We start from the raw sequence: 15,806 nt of genomic DNA on the forward strand, positions 1-15,806 counted from the left end.
GTCAAATCTACACCCCAACCCCTTCCAATAGGGGCGTTTTTCATCGATAATTTAGCCTCTTAGTGAAAACAAAGACTAATTGGAAAGTGTTCCAAAAATGCCCCTGTATTTTCAATTTTTGACCACACCCTACGCCAGTATTGCCATTCAGTCGAAGGTGAACGTGATCGTGCTGAGTCGTCTTTTGGGGCATGCTGAAGCGGAAACGACGCTAAAGTATGCGCATTTGGGACGTGAGGACGTGTGTCAGGCGGCCTCTCATGTGTCGGGTGTACTCGTTAAGGGGATGCGCTCATGAAGTCACTGTTATTCACTTCTAAAGTGATTCAATCTCTTCATTCAAAAACTCGAACGTATACGGTGTGGGATACCAAAATTCCCGCGTTAGGGGTTAGAGTCTATGCCGATGATCGCCGTTTCTATGTGACTTATCTACCCATTCCCAATAAGACGTTAGCGGCCGTGGGACAATTCACCCTAAAACAAGCCAGACAACACGTGCAAGCTTTACAGTCTTCTTTTTTAGAAAAAGAGACGAAACCGATACGGTTAATTCGCTTTGATGCTTTGGTGAAAGAAGAATGGACGGATAAGGTCTGCAAGGGATGGAAACTGAGTACACAAGGGACAGCGTCGAGCGCCTTAAGAAGGCATTTGTTGCCCGAGTTTGGACGTTTTCCTGTCAGCCGTATTGATTCGTTTCATGTGCATCGTTGGTTTGATGAACTCAGCCAGAATTACGCAGGGGCTGCCAACCGTAATCTTGATGTGCTTCGTTCTATCTTCAAATATGCGGTGAAGCAAGGTTATTGCATGGAAAACCCTTGTGAGGGTCTCAAGCAAAGTCGCAAAAAAAAAGCTCAATCGTTTTTTGAGTTTGGATGAGTTAGCGCGATTGGATAAGGCATTAACTGTGGTCAGCCAGCAAGGTAATCTGGAAGCGTGCTGTTGTCAGGTGCTAAAACTGGTGCTGTTAACGGGGTGTCGAATTTCAGAGGTAACAGGCCTACAATGGTCTTTTGTTAAAGGCAGGGAGTGGCACTTGCCGGACAGCAAAACGGGTGCGAAGGTGGTGTATGTGGGCAAGGAAGCGCAGAAACTCCTTTCAGACATACCAAAGCAAGCATGGACACAGCGTAGCGAATCACACGATGATGTGTTTATGCCTTTGCGTCGTTTTGTGAGTCGGTCGACTAAGGTTAGTATGGTCTGGCAACAGGTGCGAGCCTTAGCCCATATCGAGGATGTTCGCATTCACGATTTGCGTCATACCTTTGCCAGTTATGCGGTGTTAGAGGGGTTCCCTATTCCGATGGTGTCGAAACTGTTGGGTCACACGCGTATTTCATCCACGCTTCGTTATGCTCACGTGGATGATGTGCAAGTATCGCAATCTGCTGAGGCGATAGGGGAAGTTATTAGTGGAATATTATCAGGCCAGCTTGTGAATAACCCTAAAACTCGAAAAGTGAGAGCCTCCAAACCTAAGCCGACGAAATCTCCCCCTAAACGCAGAGGAAGACCTATCAAAGTAATACCGGAACTGACCGAGAAGGAGGTTGAACGGTTTAGATATGAAGTGGATTTTTGGGAATGGTGATTAAAATATCTGTCGGAATAACATAAGTACATCAAATTTTAAGATTAGGTTTTTTGGTGAAGTTTGTGTTTTGGGGAGTCACACTTGGAGTTCTGTGAATAAGTGTACGCGAGAACTAACGCTTTTCTCTAAATATTAATTATTAATTATTAATTATTAATTATTAATTTTAGGCCATTCGATAAAGACTGATAGGTTCGACGCTCTTTGTTTAACATCATAGGGTAGGCAGCTAATCAATGGACAAGAGTAAAGGATTGACGAGAGAGCAAATAAGGTCTTTTCGCCGAGATGGTTATTTAGGACCATTACCGAGGTTCGCAAATGTCGAATTAATTCAAGATGTTTTAACGGAAGTTAGGGAGATAGCTCAAAGCCCAGAGCCGCATCCCCTGTATGGTCGTTATTCTGTCAGGGATTGGCATTTAGTATCGACGAAAATTAAAGAGTTGCTCACAGATTCAGCTTTGATCCCAAAGCTACAGTCTCTGATTGGAGACGATTTAGCTCTTTGGCGCTCAAAAATTTTTCACAAGAAATCTGGAGAAAACGGTACAGGTTGGCACCAAGAGTGGGGAGATTTCGATGGTGAAGAAATTGGCAATAATAAGCCTAGTTTAAGGCCTAAACATGAAAGGCGGGATCGTTGGTGGAATTTAACTGTTTGGGTCGCCCTTACTGATGTTGAGCTTGATTGCGCTCCGTTGCGTTTCATTCGTGGTTCACATAAAAAACAATATCCTAAAACCATGGTTCCAATGACAGAATCTGAGTTTTGGCATGATCCATTTATTGACTGTAAAACAATCGAAGATGTTGTCGAAAGGGCGAACAATTACACACTAGTATTGGACGTTGATACCAGTGGGCTTTTTGAAAATTATCAAATTAGTGGGAAATCATTCGAGGATGTTAAAGCCTATGTTCGAGCTGAACTTGCAAAATTACCTGCAAAAAGAACATTGGGTGTAGACGAGAGCCAAGAAGATATAGTGACGATCCCTATGAAAAAAGGGGAATTTGTTATTTTCACGGAAAGAACCATGCATGGTTCTCTTCCTAATACATCTTATAATGACCGGTTTGGCATTAATTTTAGAGTAACGGCAACGGATACGGAAATTTATCCATTTCGACACTTGGGCGACTTTATTGATGGCTCAAACATAGATATCACAAGACATTCGAGCTTACTGCTCTGTGGTAAGGATCTGTCTAACACACGTAACAGTTATACGTGAGAAGGGAGGTTAGAAAGTGATTATCAGCAAACAAATGCATGACATGAATATTCTGAATGATGCTTCTGCCTTACTTGGGTGTTCGACTTCTAAAGAGCTCTATCAAAAATTAAGAGCTTTAATAGAGCGACACGAGACTGTGAGAGTGAAGACAGGAATAAACCTTTTGGCAGCAGAAGGCCCTATGAGTTTACAAGCTCGGGGACTACTAAGTTGTGACTTGGGGTCTAGAGCCTCAGGCGGTTCTATTGGGCGAAATAACCGCTTTTTTACGGGGCTTGATCAAGCTGATGAAATAGAAGCACTTTGCATAGTATTACTTAAGGAATTATTTGAATGCAATCATGCAGACCCTAGGCTTTTAGGAGGGCTTCATGCTAATACGGTTGTCTATGCAGTTCTCAAAAACCATTTCAACGTATCAGATATGTCCACCCTCAATACATTTTATGGTGGTAACTCAAGTAACCATAGTTTAGGCCCCCCGGGGATCTTGAACTATTCCATTTCAGATCTTCCTGTGGATCCGAATACCCTCGAAATTGACTTAAACGCCTTTGAATACATGGCTAAGTTTAGACACCCGAAATTAGTGAGTTTAGGGGCAGGTCTCAACCTTTTTCCCTTTCCTGTAAAAGAGATAAAAGACATTATTTCTCGTTGGGGAGGGATGTTACTTTTTGATGGCTCACATCAAGCAGGGTTGATTGCTGGTGGAGTTTATCCAAACCCTCTGTCTTTGGGAGCTGATATCTACACTGCATCGACAGGAAAGACGTTTAGTGGTCCTCAGGGAGGAGTAATTTGTTGGAATTCGGAAAAGTTTTCTTCTCCGATTAGCACGACTATATTCCCAAAGCTAACTGGTTCACATCAACTTAATCGAATTGCTGCCCTGACGGTCTCATGCTTAGAATTAAAGGAATATGGCCTTGAATATATGGCTCAAGGGATACTTAATGCTAGGCAACTTGCTAGTAATTTACAGGCGCACGGGTTGGAGGTGCTCTGTTCTGATGAAGGCTTTACTGAAACTCATCAAGTTGTTGTGAAATGGACTCGAGAAGAAGGTGCGCGTTTAGCATGCTACCGTCTAGCTGATGTTGGGGTTTTTGCTAATGCAGTCCCACTTCCTGAAGATAGAGAGTTGTTATCTGGGATACGTTTTGGTGCAACAGAAATTACTCGATTAGGGGTTACACAAAGTCAAATAGTTGTTTTAGCTGAGGTAATCGCAGGCGTTCTACAAGGTAATTACAATTTGAAGGAGGCGCGTAATGTAGTAAGTGAGTTAGCCTCAACATTTTCTGGCTTTAAATATAGCTTGGAGGGTGGACAATGATTTCAATTACAGAACTGTTTACTTACTTATTTGTTACGTTGCTATATGCGTTTATGCCCGGTCCTGCAATGCTTTACAGTATTGCTCAAGCTGTGTCAGGAGGGAAGAAAGTAGGAATTATGGCAGCTTTTGGCCTTCATATAGGAGGTTATTTTCATGTAATTTTAGCTGTATTAGGTTTGTCTTCTGTGCTTTTAGCTAATCCTTCTCTCTATTCTGCCATTCAAAAGCTAGGAGCTCTCTATCTTGTTTGGTTGGGTTTCCAACGTATCTATCTATCAAAAAAATTACGTATTACTTCTTGTGAAAGCAATCTTACCTCTCCTAAAAGAACGTTTATTGATAGTGTCATTGTAGATATTCTGAACCCTAAAGCCGCAATTTTCTATCTTGCTTTTCTCCCACAGTTTGTGAATGAAGCAGGAAGTGTTGCTGTTTGGCTCCAACTGCTTATTTTGGGAGTTGTTACGAATTTATTGTTTAGTAGTGCTGATCTGTTAAGTGTTTTGATGGCGAGTCATCTACAGAAAAAGTTTCAAGCAAGAAGTAACTGGGTTGATTTTTTCTCAAGGTGGTCTGGTAGTATTTTTATACTGTTAGGTGTTATGGCCTTGGTAAACTCCTCGTACAATTAGGGGAAGGGACACACTTCTCGGATTTTTAATTCAAGTTGATTTACGATGTAATGACTTAGGTTAGACGGTAGTGTTACTCGTTACTTAATTCGGAGTTAGCTGCCACTCATGTTGTGAGGAGGAGTGATAAATGGAATATCCACTTATAGGAGCATGTCAGTGCGGGCAAGTGACCTATGACTTGTATGAAAAACCACTAATGGTCTTTGCTTGTCACTGTACAGAGTGCCAAAAACTGTCTACCAGCCCATTTAGCATTACAGCAGTTGTCGATGCCGAGAAAATAGAGTTTTCTGGTCAACTGAAAACTTGGGAACGTTTAGCTGATAGTGGCAATCGTAATTGCGCGATGTTCTGTCCAAATTGTGGAAACAGAATTTACCATTTCAATCCAGATGCACCGCAAACGGTTAAATTAAAGTTAAAACCAACTGATATGTCGGCAGCTGATATTTTCGAACCTCAAGCACATGTTTGGGTTAGTGAAAAACTAGATTGGTACCAAATACCAACTAATGTAAAGGTTTTCCCTGAGCAGCCGGGGTAGCGGTGAGCAAGTGTTTAAGATATTAAAATACTTGTTCTAATCTATTGAGGTTTAGGGAGTTTCATTGCATTAACTTACTTTTGGCCAGAACTTTCATAGGTTGAATCTTTATCTGTGGCACTTTCTAACTCGAAAGTGCCCCATTATTGGCTAGACCTTTTACTCATTCACACCCTGTTCATGGGTTTTTACCATATTAAAACTTATCCACTCTTCTCATACTGTTAATCCCCGTGATGTTTCACGGGGGTAGATTCCACCTTTCTTTCAGCGTTAGCTACCTTAAGTTCTTTTTCAATCAGTTTGTAGGTGTTTGAGGGGTATAAAAAAAGCCTCGCGCTTGGCGAGGCTTTGGTTATCTAAATGTTCTGGATGCATCTCGATAAAAGTTTTCATGACTGCCCAACGCCATTAAGGTCAGGACTAACGTCCCGTATTCATCGTAGTTGTACCCAAGCAAGGTGAGCTGCTTGTTCATCTTAAACTTGTGCACCCTAAGAAAAGACAAATCGCCTTTCTTCATCACGCCAATAAAAGGGTTTTCTATAACCTCTTTCACTGTTTTATCTAGATCTTGTTTTTGGTTTTTGTGTAGCTTTTTTACTGTCTTGGCAAATGTCGTAGTTTGCTCAATCTTTGTTACTTTCGCTAAATTCATAAGAGGTCGTATTCCCGTGCTCTAATTCGGCTTTAGCGATGATTGCCTGCAGTACGAACTCGTAGGTTAAGTCAGGGTTATCCTCCATGATCTTGCCTATTTTCGCCCAATGCTCAATTTGCTTGGGGGTCGTTCGATTTAAAGCTGTTCCAATGGTTGCAGCTCTATCTACTAGGCTCTCATCAAGTCTAACGCTTGTAGTAGCCATATGTATTACCTTGGTCATTTGTTTGTTGATGTCAATTGTAGCGCATTGCATCATATGTGGCAACTTGCAACAAAAGCCCTGCTAGTGGGCTTTTTCACTTCTCATAAGTGACAATGAACTTAACCTCTAAGGTCGTGCTCTTCTGATGGCTCCTCCATACCGGAGATAATGCATCATTTACTAAATTAGAAAAAGCTTCTGTCCAAAGGTGTGCCATGAAACTCGAAAATGCCCCATTAGAAGTTACGACCGATTGATTACTCATTTCAGAAACCTGTGATTTGGCTTACTTTTCCTTATGCAAACCACATCTACTGTATTGATATAAGTGTAACGGACCTAGGTATATTAATGTAACGCCAGTCTCTATAGCGGCAACTTGGTCGGCTCAAGGGTGGTATGGGACTCGTTGCACTTGGCGTTAATCTCTTATATTTTAGTAACTTAAAATTTATGATCAAGGAGTAGACAATGAAGTTGAAAATAAGGGAAGCTTTACCAATATGTGCCATCATGTTGCTAACGGCATGTGGTGGTGACTCTGATAGTGCCGATGATGTAAATGCAGCAACACCAATCAATTCACCTACAGATGCTTTAAGTCAGTTAGTTTCGTCAGGAACGTACCCAGACTTAGACACTAGTGATTCGCTTACAGGTTCAGTCACCAATAACGAAGCCATTCGAGACGATATATTGGCATATATTGAAGCGGCTAACTTATCAGCAAGTCAAAAGACACAAGTTAAGAGTATTGCCAGAACTATCCAAGAAGCTGTCCTTGTTGATCATTCTGATATCGATGCAGTCCTCCAAGTTGATGAAGAGTCTACTGTAGCTATCGGTTGCTTGAGTTTAGCTTTTGATAACCCTGCCGATGCACATCAAATTCTAAAAGCGATAGAACATTACACAGCAAACACTCGTGAGCGCGCAGCGGCATATTCAGCGTTCAATGAAGCTCTTGATGGCACTGTGACGCGCCTACCATCTAATATCGATTGCGTGGAATGATGTATGAAAAAAATTATTATAACCGCTTTAGCTGCGTCAATCTCTTTCAATGTAAGTTCTGCAACAGTTTGTGAAGTACCAGGGTATGTCGTTGGCTTTTTTAATGGAGTGTGGAATACAAAAAATGAAGCGAAATTAGCGACATTTGAATTCCAAAAGCAAATTGGAAATGAGTACAATTCAGAGCCTGTAGCATACGAGACTTTTTATAACGTAACTGGTTCATCGGTTAGTGCATCAGCGTTTCAAGATATAGCAGAAGTATTTATTCAGCGAGCGGAAGAAATAGACCCCGATCTCGGCGGTAGATTTGATATCTTTTGGTCAGCAATTACTGGTGGTGGAGCTGATGGTTTCTTAGATAAAGTCTACAATATTGTCAGCGCCCCTAGTGACTTGGTGTTGGGGCTACTTACTGAGCTTTACGACTGGGCATCATCCCAAACAGTTGCACTTGTTAGTCATTTGTTTTCTTCACCGCCAACAGCAAGCGATTACGCTCGTCATAACACGAGGATTCAGACGTTAGGCACACAGGGCGCAAAAATGCTGTTTATCGCCCACTCCCAAGGTAATCTTTTTGCTAATAATGCCTACAACGCAGCATTGGAATTGGATAACCTAGATGAATCTAATCTTGGGGTAGTCCACATTGCACCAGCTTCACCACAACTGAATGGACCTTATACACTAGCCGATCTCGATTTGGTGATAAATGGTTTAAGAGCTGTAGGGACAGTGCCCGATACAAATGTCTCGATACCAGTCAGCCATTTAGAGGTTGATCCATCTGGTCACACTCTCATACAAACCTATTTAAATACTTCTTTACAACCAGCTGGAATGATAAGAAACGATCTCCAATCGGAGCTGGCGTCATTACAAACTCCTGAAGCAATCGCTTCTACAGGGTCGTTCACAGCAACACTCAGTTGGAATGGTCTAGGTGATGTTGATTTGCATACGTTTGAACCCAATGGGATGCAGGTGTACTACCAAAATAGGGTAGGTAACGTTGGTGAGTTAGATGTTGATAACACCAGCGGCTATGGGCCAGAGCATTACTTCGCCACTTGTGACAGAGACAGCCTCGAACTCGGGGTATATAGTATCGGTGTGAATAACTACGCTCGTGCAGAAGGTCGAATTGCAACTGTTCAAATATCGACAGGTAGTATTTCGGATGTTCTAACTAAGTCAGTTACACTTGGGGAAGCTCAAGGTTCATCAGAGAATGCCAACCCATTACACATGATGAATGTTGTGGTTTCTGAAAACGACAGTGGTGGCATTGAAATAGGGGCTTTCTAGTAACCTTAAAGGGCCGTTTACCTATAGTAATATAATCTGATAGCCCTACTAAAACATCATTTGATGTTTTAGTAGGGCATTGCGTTTGGTCTACCAATTTCCGATACATTGTATGATTCGGAGTAGTAAATTTTGTCCGAACGACTTAGTCGCCAATCTGAACGTAACTCGGAAATGTCCAGAGGCTTCATAGACCTGAAGTTTTACTCGTCGTCGCGACTCAAGGCGAGTTCCAATGATATATTTTGTAACTGCAAGCAATTAGCTTTGTCGATAAGAGCTGATAACAAAGAGAGCCAAAGCTGACTAAATTGATTAACCAATAACTTTCAATGTTTTTGGTTATAGTATGTGTAATACAAATCCCAATAATACTTGAGTTATTTCAAATGAAACAAGAAGTACATAGGTTTGAGCTATCAATAAATAGCACTATCTCTGAAGTCTATGGCCACTTTACTAAGGCAAATAGTGACCAAAGCCTCGATAGAATGTTTGAAGGTCTTCAAAAAAAACTCAGGAAAATTACCTGCTCAGTGAGAGAGAGGGAGTGTACTCTCATTAATGTGTACATTGCATACGGCAGAAGACAAGAGGACTTTGATGGTAGAGGGAAGACTTGTAATTCTTTTCCTACAAGGAGAATCGAAAGTATAATGAACACCCATTCTAACCTTTCGCCAGAAGACCTGCTAGGTGAGGCTTTACGATCTTTAGAGCACTGAGCTGGAACTTTAACGTTTTCTAGATTAGCGCATGATAGCTGAAAATATGAGCAAAAAAATTAAGAGTAATTACACCATGACAATGCGATAGAGTCAGACCATGCTCTAATCAAAAAGCTCATCGAAGCGATTCAAGGTCTTTAAAGGTTACGGATATTGAACAAGAGTCAATTTGATTTTTGGTTAAGCCGTGACCGGGCAGAGGTGAGAGTGCACGAGGGATCAGCGTTTTTGAATGAACTCTTCAATACATTTACAGTTTAAGTATAAAATGAGGCGGCCAAATAGCCGTCCCAGACACACCATCTGACTTGTTTATTCACTCATTCCTTTAAGCCAAAAATTAATTCAATTTCATCATCAAGTCTTCTGCCCGTTGGTATAAAACCAAGTTTTTGATAAATAGAGAGCGCATTGCCTTTTTCTTTATCCATCGTGGTCAGGGAGACGCCTTTTAAACCGATAATGGAAGCGTATTTCTTACTGAAGTTAATCGCTTGACTCCCCAATCCCTTTCCTTGGAAACGATGGTCAATCATGACGCGCCATACATATAAATGCTCCTTTTGAAAGTGTTCATCGTGTGTGTCCAGTATTCTAGGGTCAATCAGAGAGATCAGGCCCGCAGGTTTATCGTTTAAGTAAATACCATAGTTGATACTATCGTCGTTAAAACTGGCTTCTGCAAGCCACTCTGCGTTGTTAGCAATGAGTTGTTTTTGAGACTCTTCCACTGAGAGAGCAATAATGTCATCGATAATGGTATTGTTTATTTTTAAAAAGCTAATTTTATTCATGCTTATTTACCTTGGGTAGGTATTTCATTAAAAGTAACTGGCCAATGTAAGGATCTTGATAAGCTAATCTTGAGTTATCAAAATGGTAATGCCGCTTTTGTTCCTGTCATTTAACATAGGCTCTTCAACTATCTTATAGATCTCTTTATCTGGCGCATGCTAGAACTCGCCAATCGTTTTTCATTAAGGTATATAGTCACAGTAGAGTATGCTTTCTCAAACAATGAGGATGGAAGTTCTTGTTTCCTATTTTGTCTGCACCCATGACAGAAATATGAGTTCCAAGCGTTGCCCACGATGATTAAAAAAAAGGGTCCGTACAGTATTTTTGCAACAGTCCCGTTACAAGAACCAAAACAAAATCCCTGCTAGAGTGCTTACTAGTGTAATGAAAGAGAGCTTTAACGTGTTCTAAGCCAGTTACATGTTGTATGTCACTTATCAACTAAAATGGTGGCTCTTCTCTTACCGCCTTTGCACTCAACAGTGACGTTCACTCCATTGACGAGTGCTTTCTCATTATTCGCTCTGGCTCTCACATCGAGTTCAAATTTGGACAACGAGTTCGGTAAGCGCAAAAGAAAGAGTGCTGGTTACCCTTTTGCTTTGGTACAGGCCAAATCTTGATGTTATCGAAGATGGCCAATCGCAGTGCTAAAATAGACAAAACTCTGGAATATTGCAGCTAATGTTATCGAAAGCTATTCTGCACTATTTTTGTAGTTTGCGTAATTGGTGTAGCCAAACTCAACACCAATGATACGAACCGCCATATAAGTTTTAGCCCAGACCATTTGACGTATTATTCCGGAATCTTTTGTCTCTTACAGTATGACTTTGTAAGTAAAATCATTACATAATGAAAGCGTATTCACTAGGTTGCTAGTTCAAACCTTGATGCTTTGGTTTTTCTAATAGCGATAAGATGTCGCTCCTAATGAATTGATAGCAGAGTAGTTTCTTACGTCTAAAGCGGGACTTGATTGGATGAACCAACGATAAATATAGGACGATTCACAATAATGCCGTGCTTGGCCGACATATCACTCAGATTGACATTACTCATGGGCGTTGATTAAGCGACTTTCCATACTTGTTAGAAGAATATTTATTACTTCTAAATCGTAGTCAATACAATGTTTCTAAAAATGACGTACTCTCTTACCTTTATCGTTTGGGTATAAAGAGAGTCGATTTAAAAGTGGGCAGTAAAACGTTGAATATTTTATAAAACTTTGACCAGAACGTTATATAAGGGCTTCAAGGAAGGTAATAACCTTAGTCTTTCGGTCTTTTTTATGACGTTGTCACAATGAAAGTTGGGTGAGGCGATAATTCCCCTCACTCAATTAGTACCTGAATATGATAACAATAAGGCCGATGGGTAGGAAAAGTCTAAAAGTTTCGTACAACGTCATACCATCCGGATGAAGGTGGACGTTAAGTGGGAAGGTGATGAAAGGGTTCCACATGACTCCGCGTTTAATCGAAGAAGGGACCTGTCGTATGACAAAAGAAAGTGCCCGCGCCGTTTTTTTTTCTTATCCTTATTTTTTATTGATTTAACTATTTATCTCCCCACGCGCAGTCCTTTATTGATGGCCATTTACTTGCTCGGCTAATGAGAAAGTTGTGCTAGTTCGTCTTTATTCAATCCTGTGACATCCATAATGGCTTCCTGATCTAGACCATTAAGCATCATCTTGTGCGCCATCTCCTTGAGGGCTTCTTGGCGACCTTCTTGGCGTCCTTCTTGGCGACCTTCTTGGCGTCCTTCTTGGCGTCCTTCTTGGCGACCTTCTTGACGTCCTTCTTGGCGGCCACGTTGCTCGCCTTGTTGGCGCAATTGTTCTGCAATAGTCATAAGTGTTTTCTCGTGTTTCGGTACTGATGAGGCCAGTGACGTAATTAACGCCTCTAGGTTGATTTCTGTTCACGCATTCATTTTAAGATTGGCCAATGGGAGAGATATTTAAAGTGAGCTGACTGCCCTATAGAAACTAACCTAAACAAGGGCTCTGTTAGTTTCTATATGAATTCTGGGCCTCTTAATTGAGGGGGGTGTAGTGAGGGTTTTGAAAGAAGCGACTATTTCGCGATCAAGAAATCCTCAATTGATTTTCCAGCATCAAGCTGTTCTTGAATTATGGAAGGGGTGCGACCTTGACCGGTCCAGGTTTTTTCTATGCCGTTCCCGTCTGTGTAACTATATTTAGCAAGGCGAGGCTTACGTTTACCTTTTATTTTATTCTTTGATTGACCTGCTAGAGCTTCTATAAGAGCTTCAATATTAACACCATCGACCTTGATTTGCTTTGCGATTTCAGCGACTTTGGATTCTTGTTCAGCACGAGCTTCGCGCTCTACTTCTTCGCTCTCTTGGCGTTCAAGAAAGACGGTCGTTAACTTATTCAGTGCTTCTTCAAGTTCCTCAAGTGTTAATTCACGAGAGAACGCACGAAGCGAGCGGATATTAAGTAAAGTTTTTATCATTTCGGTCATGTTGAGTCCATTTACATTTAAATTGAGATAATATTACAAATCAATAAGATACACAAAAATTGTCGAAACACGTTTTCTCCAAAAATAGCGTTGTGAATATTCCCTCTTAGGCATATTTTTCTAAATATCAATGAGTTATTGCCTATCTTCATCCGAGAATGATGCTTTTTTAGGGTAAATAGTTCGAGCGTCGCTAAAGCTTATGGATTTAAAGTGGCTGTACTGAATATCTTTGATTAATTTAGTGTTCAAACTTTCATGAGTAAACGCACAGTAAATATGCAAGTTATTGATGGCTATAGAGGATAGAGCACTCTCAAGTTGAGTTTCAGTAACCATGTAGATCAAAGGGGGTATTTCGGAACATCTCATATAACCATCAACCTCGTCATAGCATGTTGATTATTGCATGTGTCTGCATAAAGAAAAGTATGAATAGTCCTAAACTCTTATTGTGTCTCTGCATTGAAAACTGGCGTCCGTAAGGTTTGGGTGAAATTTTCACCTACCACTAGGATGGAAGGCTCCGTGTCACAAGGTGAGTATCGCAGTATATTATACTAGACCTAAATCCGGATTTAGGTGGAAAAATGAAGAAGAGAATTGGACCCTATGCGCAAACCTAGCCTAGCTAATGCCAATTTTAAAAGGTTCATGCGTAAGCCAGAGTTGCGTATTGAAAAGCTCTCTCTTTATGACCTATTTGGTCAGACTGGCTTTGGGTGCGTTGTCATATGGGAAAGCTTTCAGTCAAGGTTGAAGATGGGTATTTAGTCGGACATTGTCTACCCAAGGTAAAACCGAGAAATAGAAAGGCACTATTCAATCGTATAATCGTTATCACTCTCGGTGCAATAAAAGGTGAATGACTTCATCTTTCTCTTCAGAGTCAACTTCAACGCGATAAAAGCCTTTGGCTTTTAGCGCTTCAATTAACGCTTCCAACCGATGGGTTTTCACCGTCATAGCCAGGGGTTTTATCTGGTTATTGTCTTCATCAAACCCTTGCTCTATGCTTTTTTCTTTCATGTAAAGAGTATCTCGTTCCATTTCTTTTGTGGGGTCTTCCAACATAGTTGGAAACTGATGCTGCTCAAATAATTCCGTTAACATGATATAGAGTTCATCAGCCTGTGAGAACTTGGCTTGATACCCGAGATTCAGTTGATTTACCTCCCACATTTTTTGTTCGAGGTTGCCTGTTACACTTCGGCCAATACTGAGCATGGTTTTGAGTTCATTTTTACATGTCGAGAACTGAGGCCGTTTTACTTTTGGTTTGATGAATTTTACCAACAGTTCATTTCTTATTTTCGTTGTCCAATATCCACCTTGTTGACTCATGGTTAAATACAGTGCGAGAAGCGCATTCGTCACGATCTCATCAAGGGCTTGATAGTGCTTAAGGTTTCGACTCATGAATTTATTCTTTCTCTTTAATTGAAGCTTCCTAGCTGTTTTTCACGATTTTAAATTGAGTGCGTAATCAGCGTGTATTAAGGCTTAAATAATAAGGCGCATTCAAAAATTAACGGGAAACGCGAACATATACCTGCTCAAACTTTAATGGCACCGCTCGTCGCAATCCCGTAGCTGGCGAAGCCAGTCGAAGGGTGAGCAAGCGGTATTTCGAACCTCTTAAACCACCATGATTAAGCCTCTTTTCTAGACACAGAATCAATAGAAGGTAAGAGATCCTAAATATTTTTTTAATTGATTGATACTGTTAACTTTTCTTATTCTTTTTTCAAGCGAGACTATCGAATCATCAATCATTTTAAGATACTTTTCCATTTTGGCTTGCGTCTTCTTCTTGCTTGGTGCTGAGAATTGTCTCCAGACTTGAGACTTAACTCCTTGTTGGCTAAAGATGTCACGGTGGGCCCGATTTAAATCCAGGAGCTTCATTTCGAGCAAATGCTCCATTCTCACTAAAGTTGTTTCATCAAGAAGGTGCTCAGAATCGGGGACATATTCTGTCAGCATTCGGACTAAGGTCATCACATCATTCTCTCGTTTGGCCACCGCCAGTTTCTGCATTAAACGATGTTTCTCTTCTTTCTTTAACGGGTCAGACTCTTTATCTGGATGGATAACACTCGCAATGCGTTTGTACATTTTGTTGAGTTGAGTACCTCGGAACATTTCTTTGATGTTAAGCGCGTCGTCGTCTTCACTCTCAAAATAATCGAATTCAAAATCGTCCCAATCGTCCTCATTTTGGGCTCGTGGTGAAAATGAGTCGTTATTATGTTTAACAAAAGAGGCCCATAAGGCACTGATAAAAGCTTCAATGGCGAATGGATCACCAGAAGCCAGAATTTCACGGATTTTTTTGTGGGGTAAATCAATATCAGCGCCGAACATCTCCTTCATGCCGTTTTCAAATTCTCGACAAGCTGCATTGAGCGCTTGCTGTTTCTCTTTCTGAAATACTTTATTATGATAGGTTTCATACTCTTCGCATAACGCCTCGACTTTGTCTCTATCATTGATAAAAGGGCGATCAAGCAAGTCAATTAACTCCTGTTCAATCGCTTGCATCAAGCGATTGCGGATATTGGTTTTGAGTTTTTTTGAGGTCAAAAATGACATCAAGTGCTTAACCCAGGCACAGTGAAGATGGTCGAGCTTTTTATCATAGGGAGTCAGTTTATCTTTGTATTCAGAAAAAAGCTGATTGACCTTGATCTCGGCCTTTTGATTACGCCGTTCATTTTTTTCAATCTTCCTCCAGAGCTCAGATAAATAATCCGACTGAGAATGTGGAACGTTGTTTGAGTGAAAAATAGGAAGTGTCATATCCGTCCTTTTCTCTTCTAGTAACCCATGTGTTTTTCTAGGCTAACAGCGTAAGAAGAGAAACACCTCGAAGTAATACTAATTTATGCTCCCTGAGTTTGAATTACCCTCTGACGCTGATAAATCGAAACGCTAATCTTAGTATTCAAGGGGCCATTCATTTTGTAAAGCAGCAAGCTTAAGCGGCTGAATAAGAACCGTGACCATTTAATGAAATTAAGAAGAAAGCCTCTCACAGCGCCATACTGCTCTTTTTAGGCTGCAATATTGACAGCACTAAAACCCCTCGCCCTGCTAAGCCATACCATCCGGATGAAGGTGGACGTTAAGTAAGGAGATGATGAAAGGGAGCCACCTGACTCAGCGTTTAATCGAAGAAGGTCCCTGTCGTATGACAAAAGAAGGTTGCCGCGCCGTTTTTTTT

At 41.0% G+C, this 15,806-nt stretch carries 14 protein-coding genes and 2 pseudogenes; 9 read left to right on the forward strand and 7 right to left on the reverse strand.

The annotated features are described in order from the left end of the window. Window positions 1-294: 294 nt before the first annotated feature. The 6 genes from AB6D80_RS21885 (at window position 295) to AB6D80_RS21910 (ending at window position 5,365) form a co-directional block, all read left to right on the forward strand. Complete coding sequence (locus tag AB6D80_RS21885) at window positions 295-885, forward strand: phage integrase central domain-containing protein (protein ID WP_229648402.1); 591 nt, start codon at window positions 295-297, stop codon at window positions 883-885. A gap of 28 nt (window positions 886-913) precedes the next feature. Then, the gene (locus AB6D80_RS21890) at window positions 914-1,600 is read left to right on the forward strand and encodes a tyrosine-type recombinase/integrase (RefSeq protein WP_372189588.1); all 687 of its coding nucleotides are present in this window, start codon (window positions 914-916) and stop codon (window positions 1,598-1,600) included. A 239-nt stretch (window positions 1,601-1,839) separates the two neighbouring features. Continuing rightward, window positions 1,840-2,841, forward strand: a complete 1,002-nt coding sequence (locus AB6D80_RS21895; protein WP_371997466.1) for a phytanoyl-CoA dioxygenase family protein — start codon at window positions 1,840-1,842, stop codon at window positions 2,839-2,841. Window positions 2,842-2,857: 16 nt separating this feature from the next. Further along, entirely contained in the window at window positions 2,858-4,183 is a 1,326-nt protein-coding gene (locus AB6D80_RS21900) for a serine hydroxymethyltransferase (protein ID WP_102560969.1), read from the forward strand. Further along, a complete protein-coding gene (locus AB6D80_RS21905) occupies window positions 4,180-4,818 on the forward strand; it encodes a LysE family translocator (RefSeq protein WP_017102638.1) in 639 nt (212 codons plus the stop codon). The genes AB6D80_RS21900 and AB6D80_RS21905 overlap by 4 nt, the downstream gene beginning before the upstream one ends. Window positions 4,819-4,948: 130 nt before the next feature. Next, window positions 4,949-5,365 carry a GFA family protein gene (locus AB6D80_RS21910; RefSeq protein ID WP_017102639.1) on the forward strand — a complete coding sequence of 139 codons (417 nt, stop codon included), beginning with the start codon at window positions 4,949-4,951 and terminating at the stop codon, window positions 5,363-5,365. A 355-nt stretch (window positions 5,366-5,720) separates the two neighbouring features. On the opposite strand, the gene AB6D80_RS21915 is transcribed toward AB6D80_RS21910, so the two are convergent. Both AB6D80_RS21915 and AB6D80_RS21920 read right to left on the reverse strand, forming a co-directional pair. Then, complete coding sequence (locus AB6D80_RS21915) at window positions 5,721-6,023, reverse strand: type II toxin-antitoxin system RelE/ParE family toxin (protein ID WP_102560971.1); 303 nt, start codon at window positions 6,021-6,023, stop codon at window positions 5,721-5,723. Beyond that, a complete protein-coding gene (locus AB6D80_RS21920; RefSeq protein ID WP_017100443.1) occupies window positions 5,995-6,231 on the reverse strand; it encodes a TA system antitoxin ParD family protein in 237 nt (78 codons plus the stop codon). The genes AB6D80_RS21915 and AB6D80_RS21920 overlap by 29 nt, the downstream gene beginning before the upstream one ends. A 471-nt stretch (window positions 6,232-6,702) precedes the next feature. Here AB6D80_RS21920 and AB6D80_RS21925 point away from each other — a divergent pair, with 471 nt between their 5' ends. From AB6D80_RS21925 to AB6D80_RS21935, 3 genes and pseudogenes are all read left to right on the forward strand, one after another. Beyond that, window positions 6,703-7,245, forward strand: a complete 543-nt coding sequence (locus AB6D80_RS21925; protein WP_017100441.1) for a hypothetical protein — start codon at window positions 6,703-6,705, stop codon at window positions 7,243-7,245. A gap of 3 nt (window positions 7,246-7,248) precedes the next feature. Next, entirely contained in the window at window positions 7,249-8,556 is a 1,308-nt protein-coding gene (locus AB6D80_RS21930; protein ID WP_229648405.1) for a YfaP family protein, read from the forward strand. Window positions 8,557-9,359: 803 nt separating this feature from the next. Continuing rightward, a pseudogene (locus AB6D80_RS21935) lies at window positions 9,360-9,545 on the forward strand (IS6 family transposase); the annotation flags it as partial. Window positions 9,546-9,604: 59 nt separating this feature from the next. Here AB6D80_RS21935 and AB6D80_RS21940 read toward each other — a convergent pair. The 5 genes and pseudogenes from AB6D80_RS21940 to AB6D80_RS21960 all read right to left on the reverse strand — a co-directional run bounded on the left by AB6D80_RS21940 (window position 9,605) and on the right by AB6D80_RS21960 (window position 15,382). Then, on the reverse strand, window positions 9,605-10,078 hold the full coding sequence (locus AB6D80_RS21940; RefSeq protein WP_016800590.1) for a GNAT family N-acetyltransferase: 474 nt from the start codon (window positions 10,076-10,078) through the stop codon (window positions 9,605-9,607). Window positions 10,079-11,696: 1,618 nt separating this feature from the next. Continuing rightward, a pseudogene (locus tag AB6D80_RS21945) lies at window positions 11,697-12,002 on the reverse strand (ISNCY family transposase); the annotation flags it as partial. Window positions 12,003-12,166: 164 nt separating this feature from the next. Further along, window positions 12,167-12,580 carry an H-NS family nucleoid-associated regulatory protein gene (locus AB6D80_RS21950; RefSeq protein WP_069592252.1) on the reverse strand — a complete coding sequence of 138 codons (414 nt, stop codon included), beginning with the start codon at window positions 12,578-12,580 and terminating at the stop codon, window positions 12,167-12,169. Window positions 12,581-13,420: 840 nt separating this feature from the next. Further along, window positions 13,421-13,999, reverse strand: coding sequence for a DUF2913 family protein (locus AB6D80_RS21955; RefSeq protein ID WP_017104238.1), 579 nt, complete (start codon window positions 13,997-13,999; stop codon window positions 13,421-13,423). Window positions 14,000-14,257: 258 nt separating this feature from the next. Beyond that, a complete protein-coding gene (locus tag AB6D80_RS21960; RefSeq protein ID WP_102428375.1) occupies window positions 14,258-15,382 on the reverse strand; it encodes a hypothetical protein in 1,125 nt (374 codons plus the stop codon). Window positions 15,383-15,806: the final 424 nt, after the last annotated feature.

It is taken from the genome of Vibrio sp. 10N.247.310.17, assembly GCF_041466605.1.
GTDB lineage: Bacteria > Pseudomonadota > Gammaproteobacteria > Enterobacterales > Vibrionaceae > Vibrio > Vibrio tasmaniensis_A.

What these genes read in the sequence shown, in the direction of transcription:
- AB6D80_RS21940 (WP_016800590.1), bottom strand. Translation starts at nt 10,078, where the DNA reads ATGAATAAAATTAGCTTTTTAAAAATAAACAATACCATTATCGATGAC.
- AB6D80_RS21895 (WP_371997466.1), top strand. Translation starts at nt 1,840, where the DNA reads ATGGACAAGAGTAAAGGATTGACGAGAGAGCAAATAAGGTCTTTTCGC.
- AB6D80_RS21920 (WP_017100443.1), bottom strand. Translation starts at nt 6,231, where the DNA reads ATGGCTACTACAAGCGTTAGACTTGATGAGAGCCTAGTAGATAGAGCT.
- AB6D80_RS21905 (WP_017102638.1), top strand. Translation starts at nt 4,180, where the DNA reads ATGATTTCAATTACAGAACTGTTTACTTACTTATTTGTTACGTTGCTA.
- AB6D80_RS21960 (WP_102428375.1), bottom strand. Translation starts at nt 15,382, where the DNA reads ATGACACTTCCTATTTTTCACTCAAACAACGTTCCACATTCTCAGTCG.
- AB6D80_RS21915 (WP_102560971.1), bottom strand. Translation starts at nt 6,023, where the DNA reads ATGAATTTAGCGAAAGTAACAAAGATTGAGCAAACTACGACATTTGCC.
- AB6D80_RS21955 (WP_017104238.1), bottom strand. Translation starts at nt 13,999, where the DNA reads ATGAGTCGAAACCTTAAGCACTATCAAGCCCTTGATGAGATCGTGACG.
- AB6D80_RS21910 (WP_017102639.1), top strand. Translation starts at nt 4,949, where the DNA reads ATGGAATATCCACTTATAGGAGCATGTCAGTGCGGGCAAGTGACCTAT.
- AB6D80_RS21950 (WP_069592252.1), bottom strand. Translation starts at nt 12,580, where the DNA reads ATGACCGAAATGATAAAAACTTTACTTAATATCCGCTCGCTTCGTGCG.
- AB6D80_RS21885 (WP_229648402.1), top strand. Translation starts at nt 295, where the DNA reads ATGAAGTCACTGTTATTCACTTCTAAAGTGATTCAATCTCTTCATTCA.
- AB6D80_RS21925 (WP_017100441.1), top strand. Translation starts at nt 6,703, where the DNA reads ATGAAGTTGAAAATAAGGGAAGCTTTACCAATATGTGCCATCATGTTG.
- AB6D80_RS21930 (WP_229648405.1), top strand. Translation starts at nt 7,249, where the DNA reads ATGAAAAAAATTATTATAACCGCTTTAGCTGCGTCAATCTCTTTCAAT.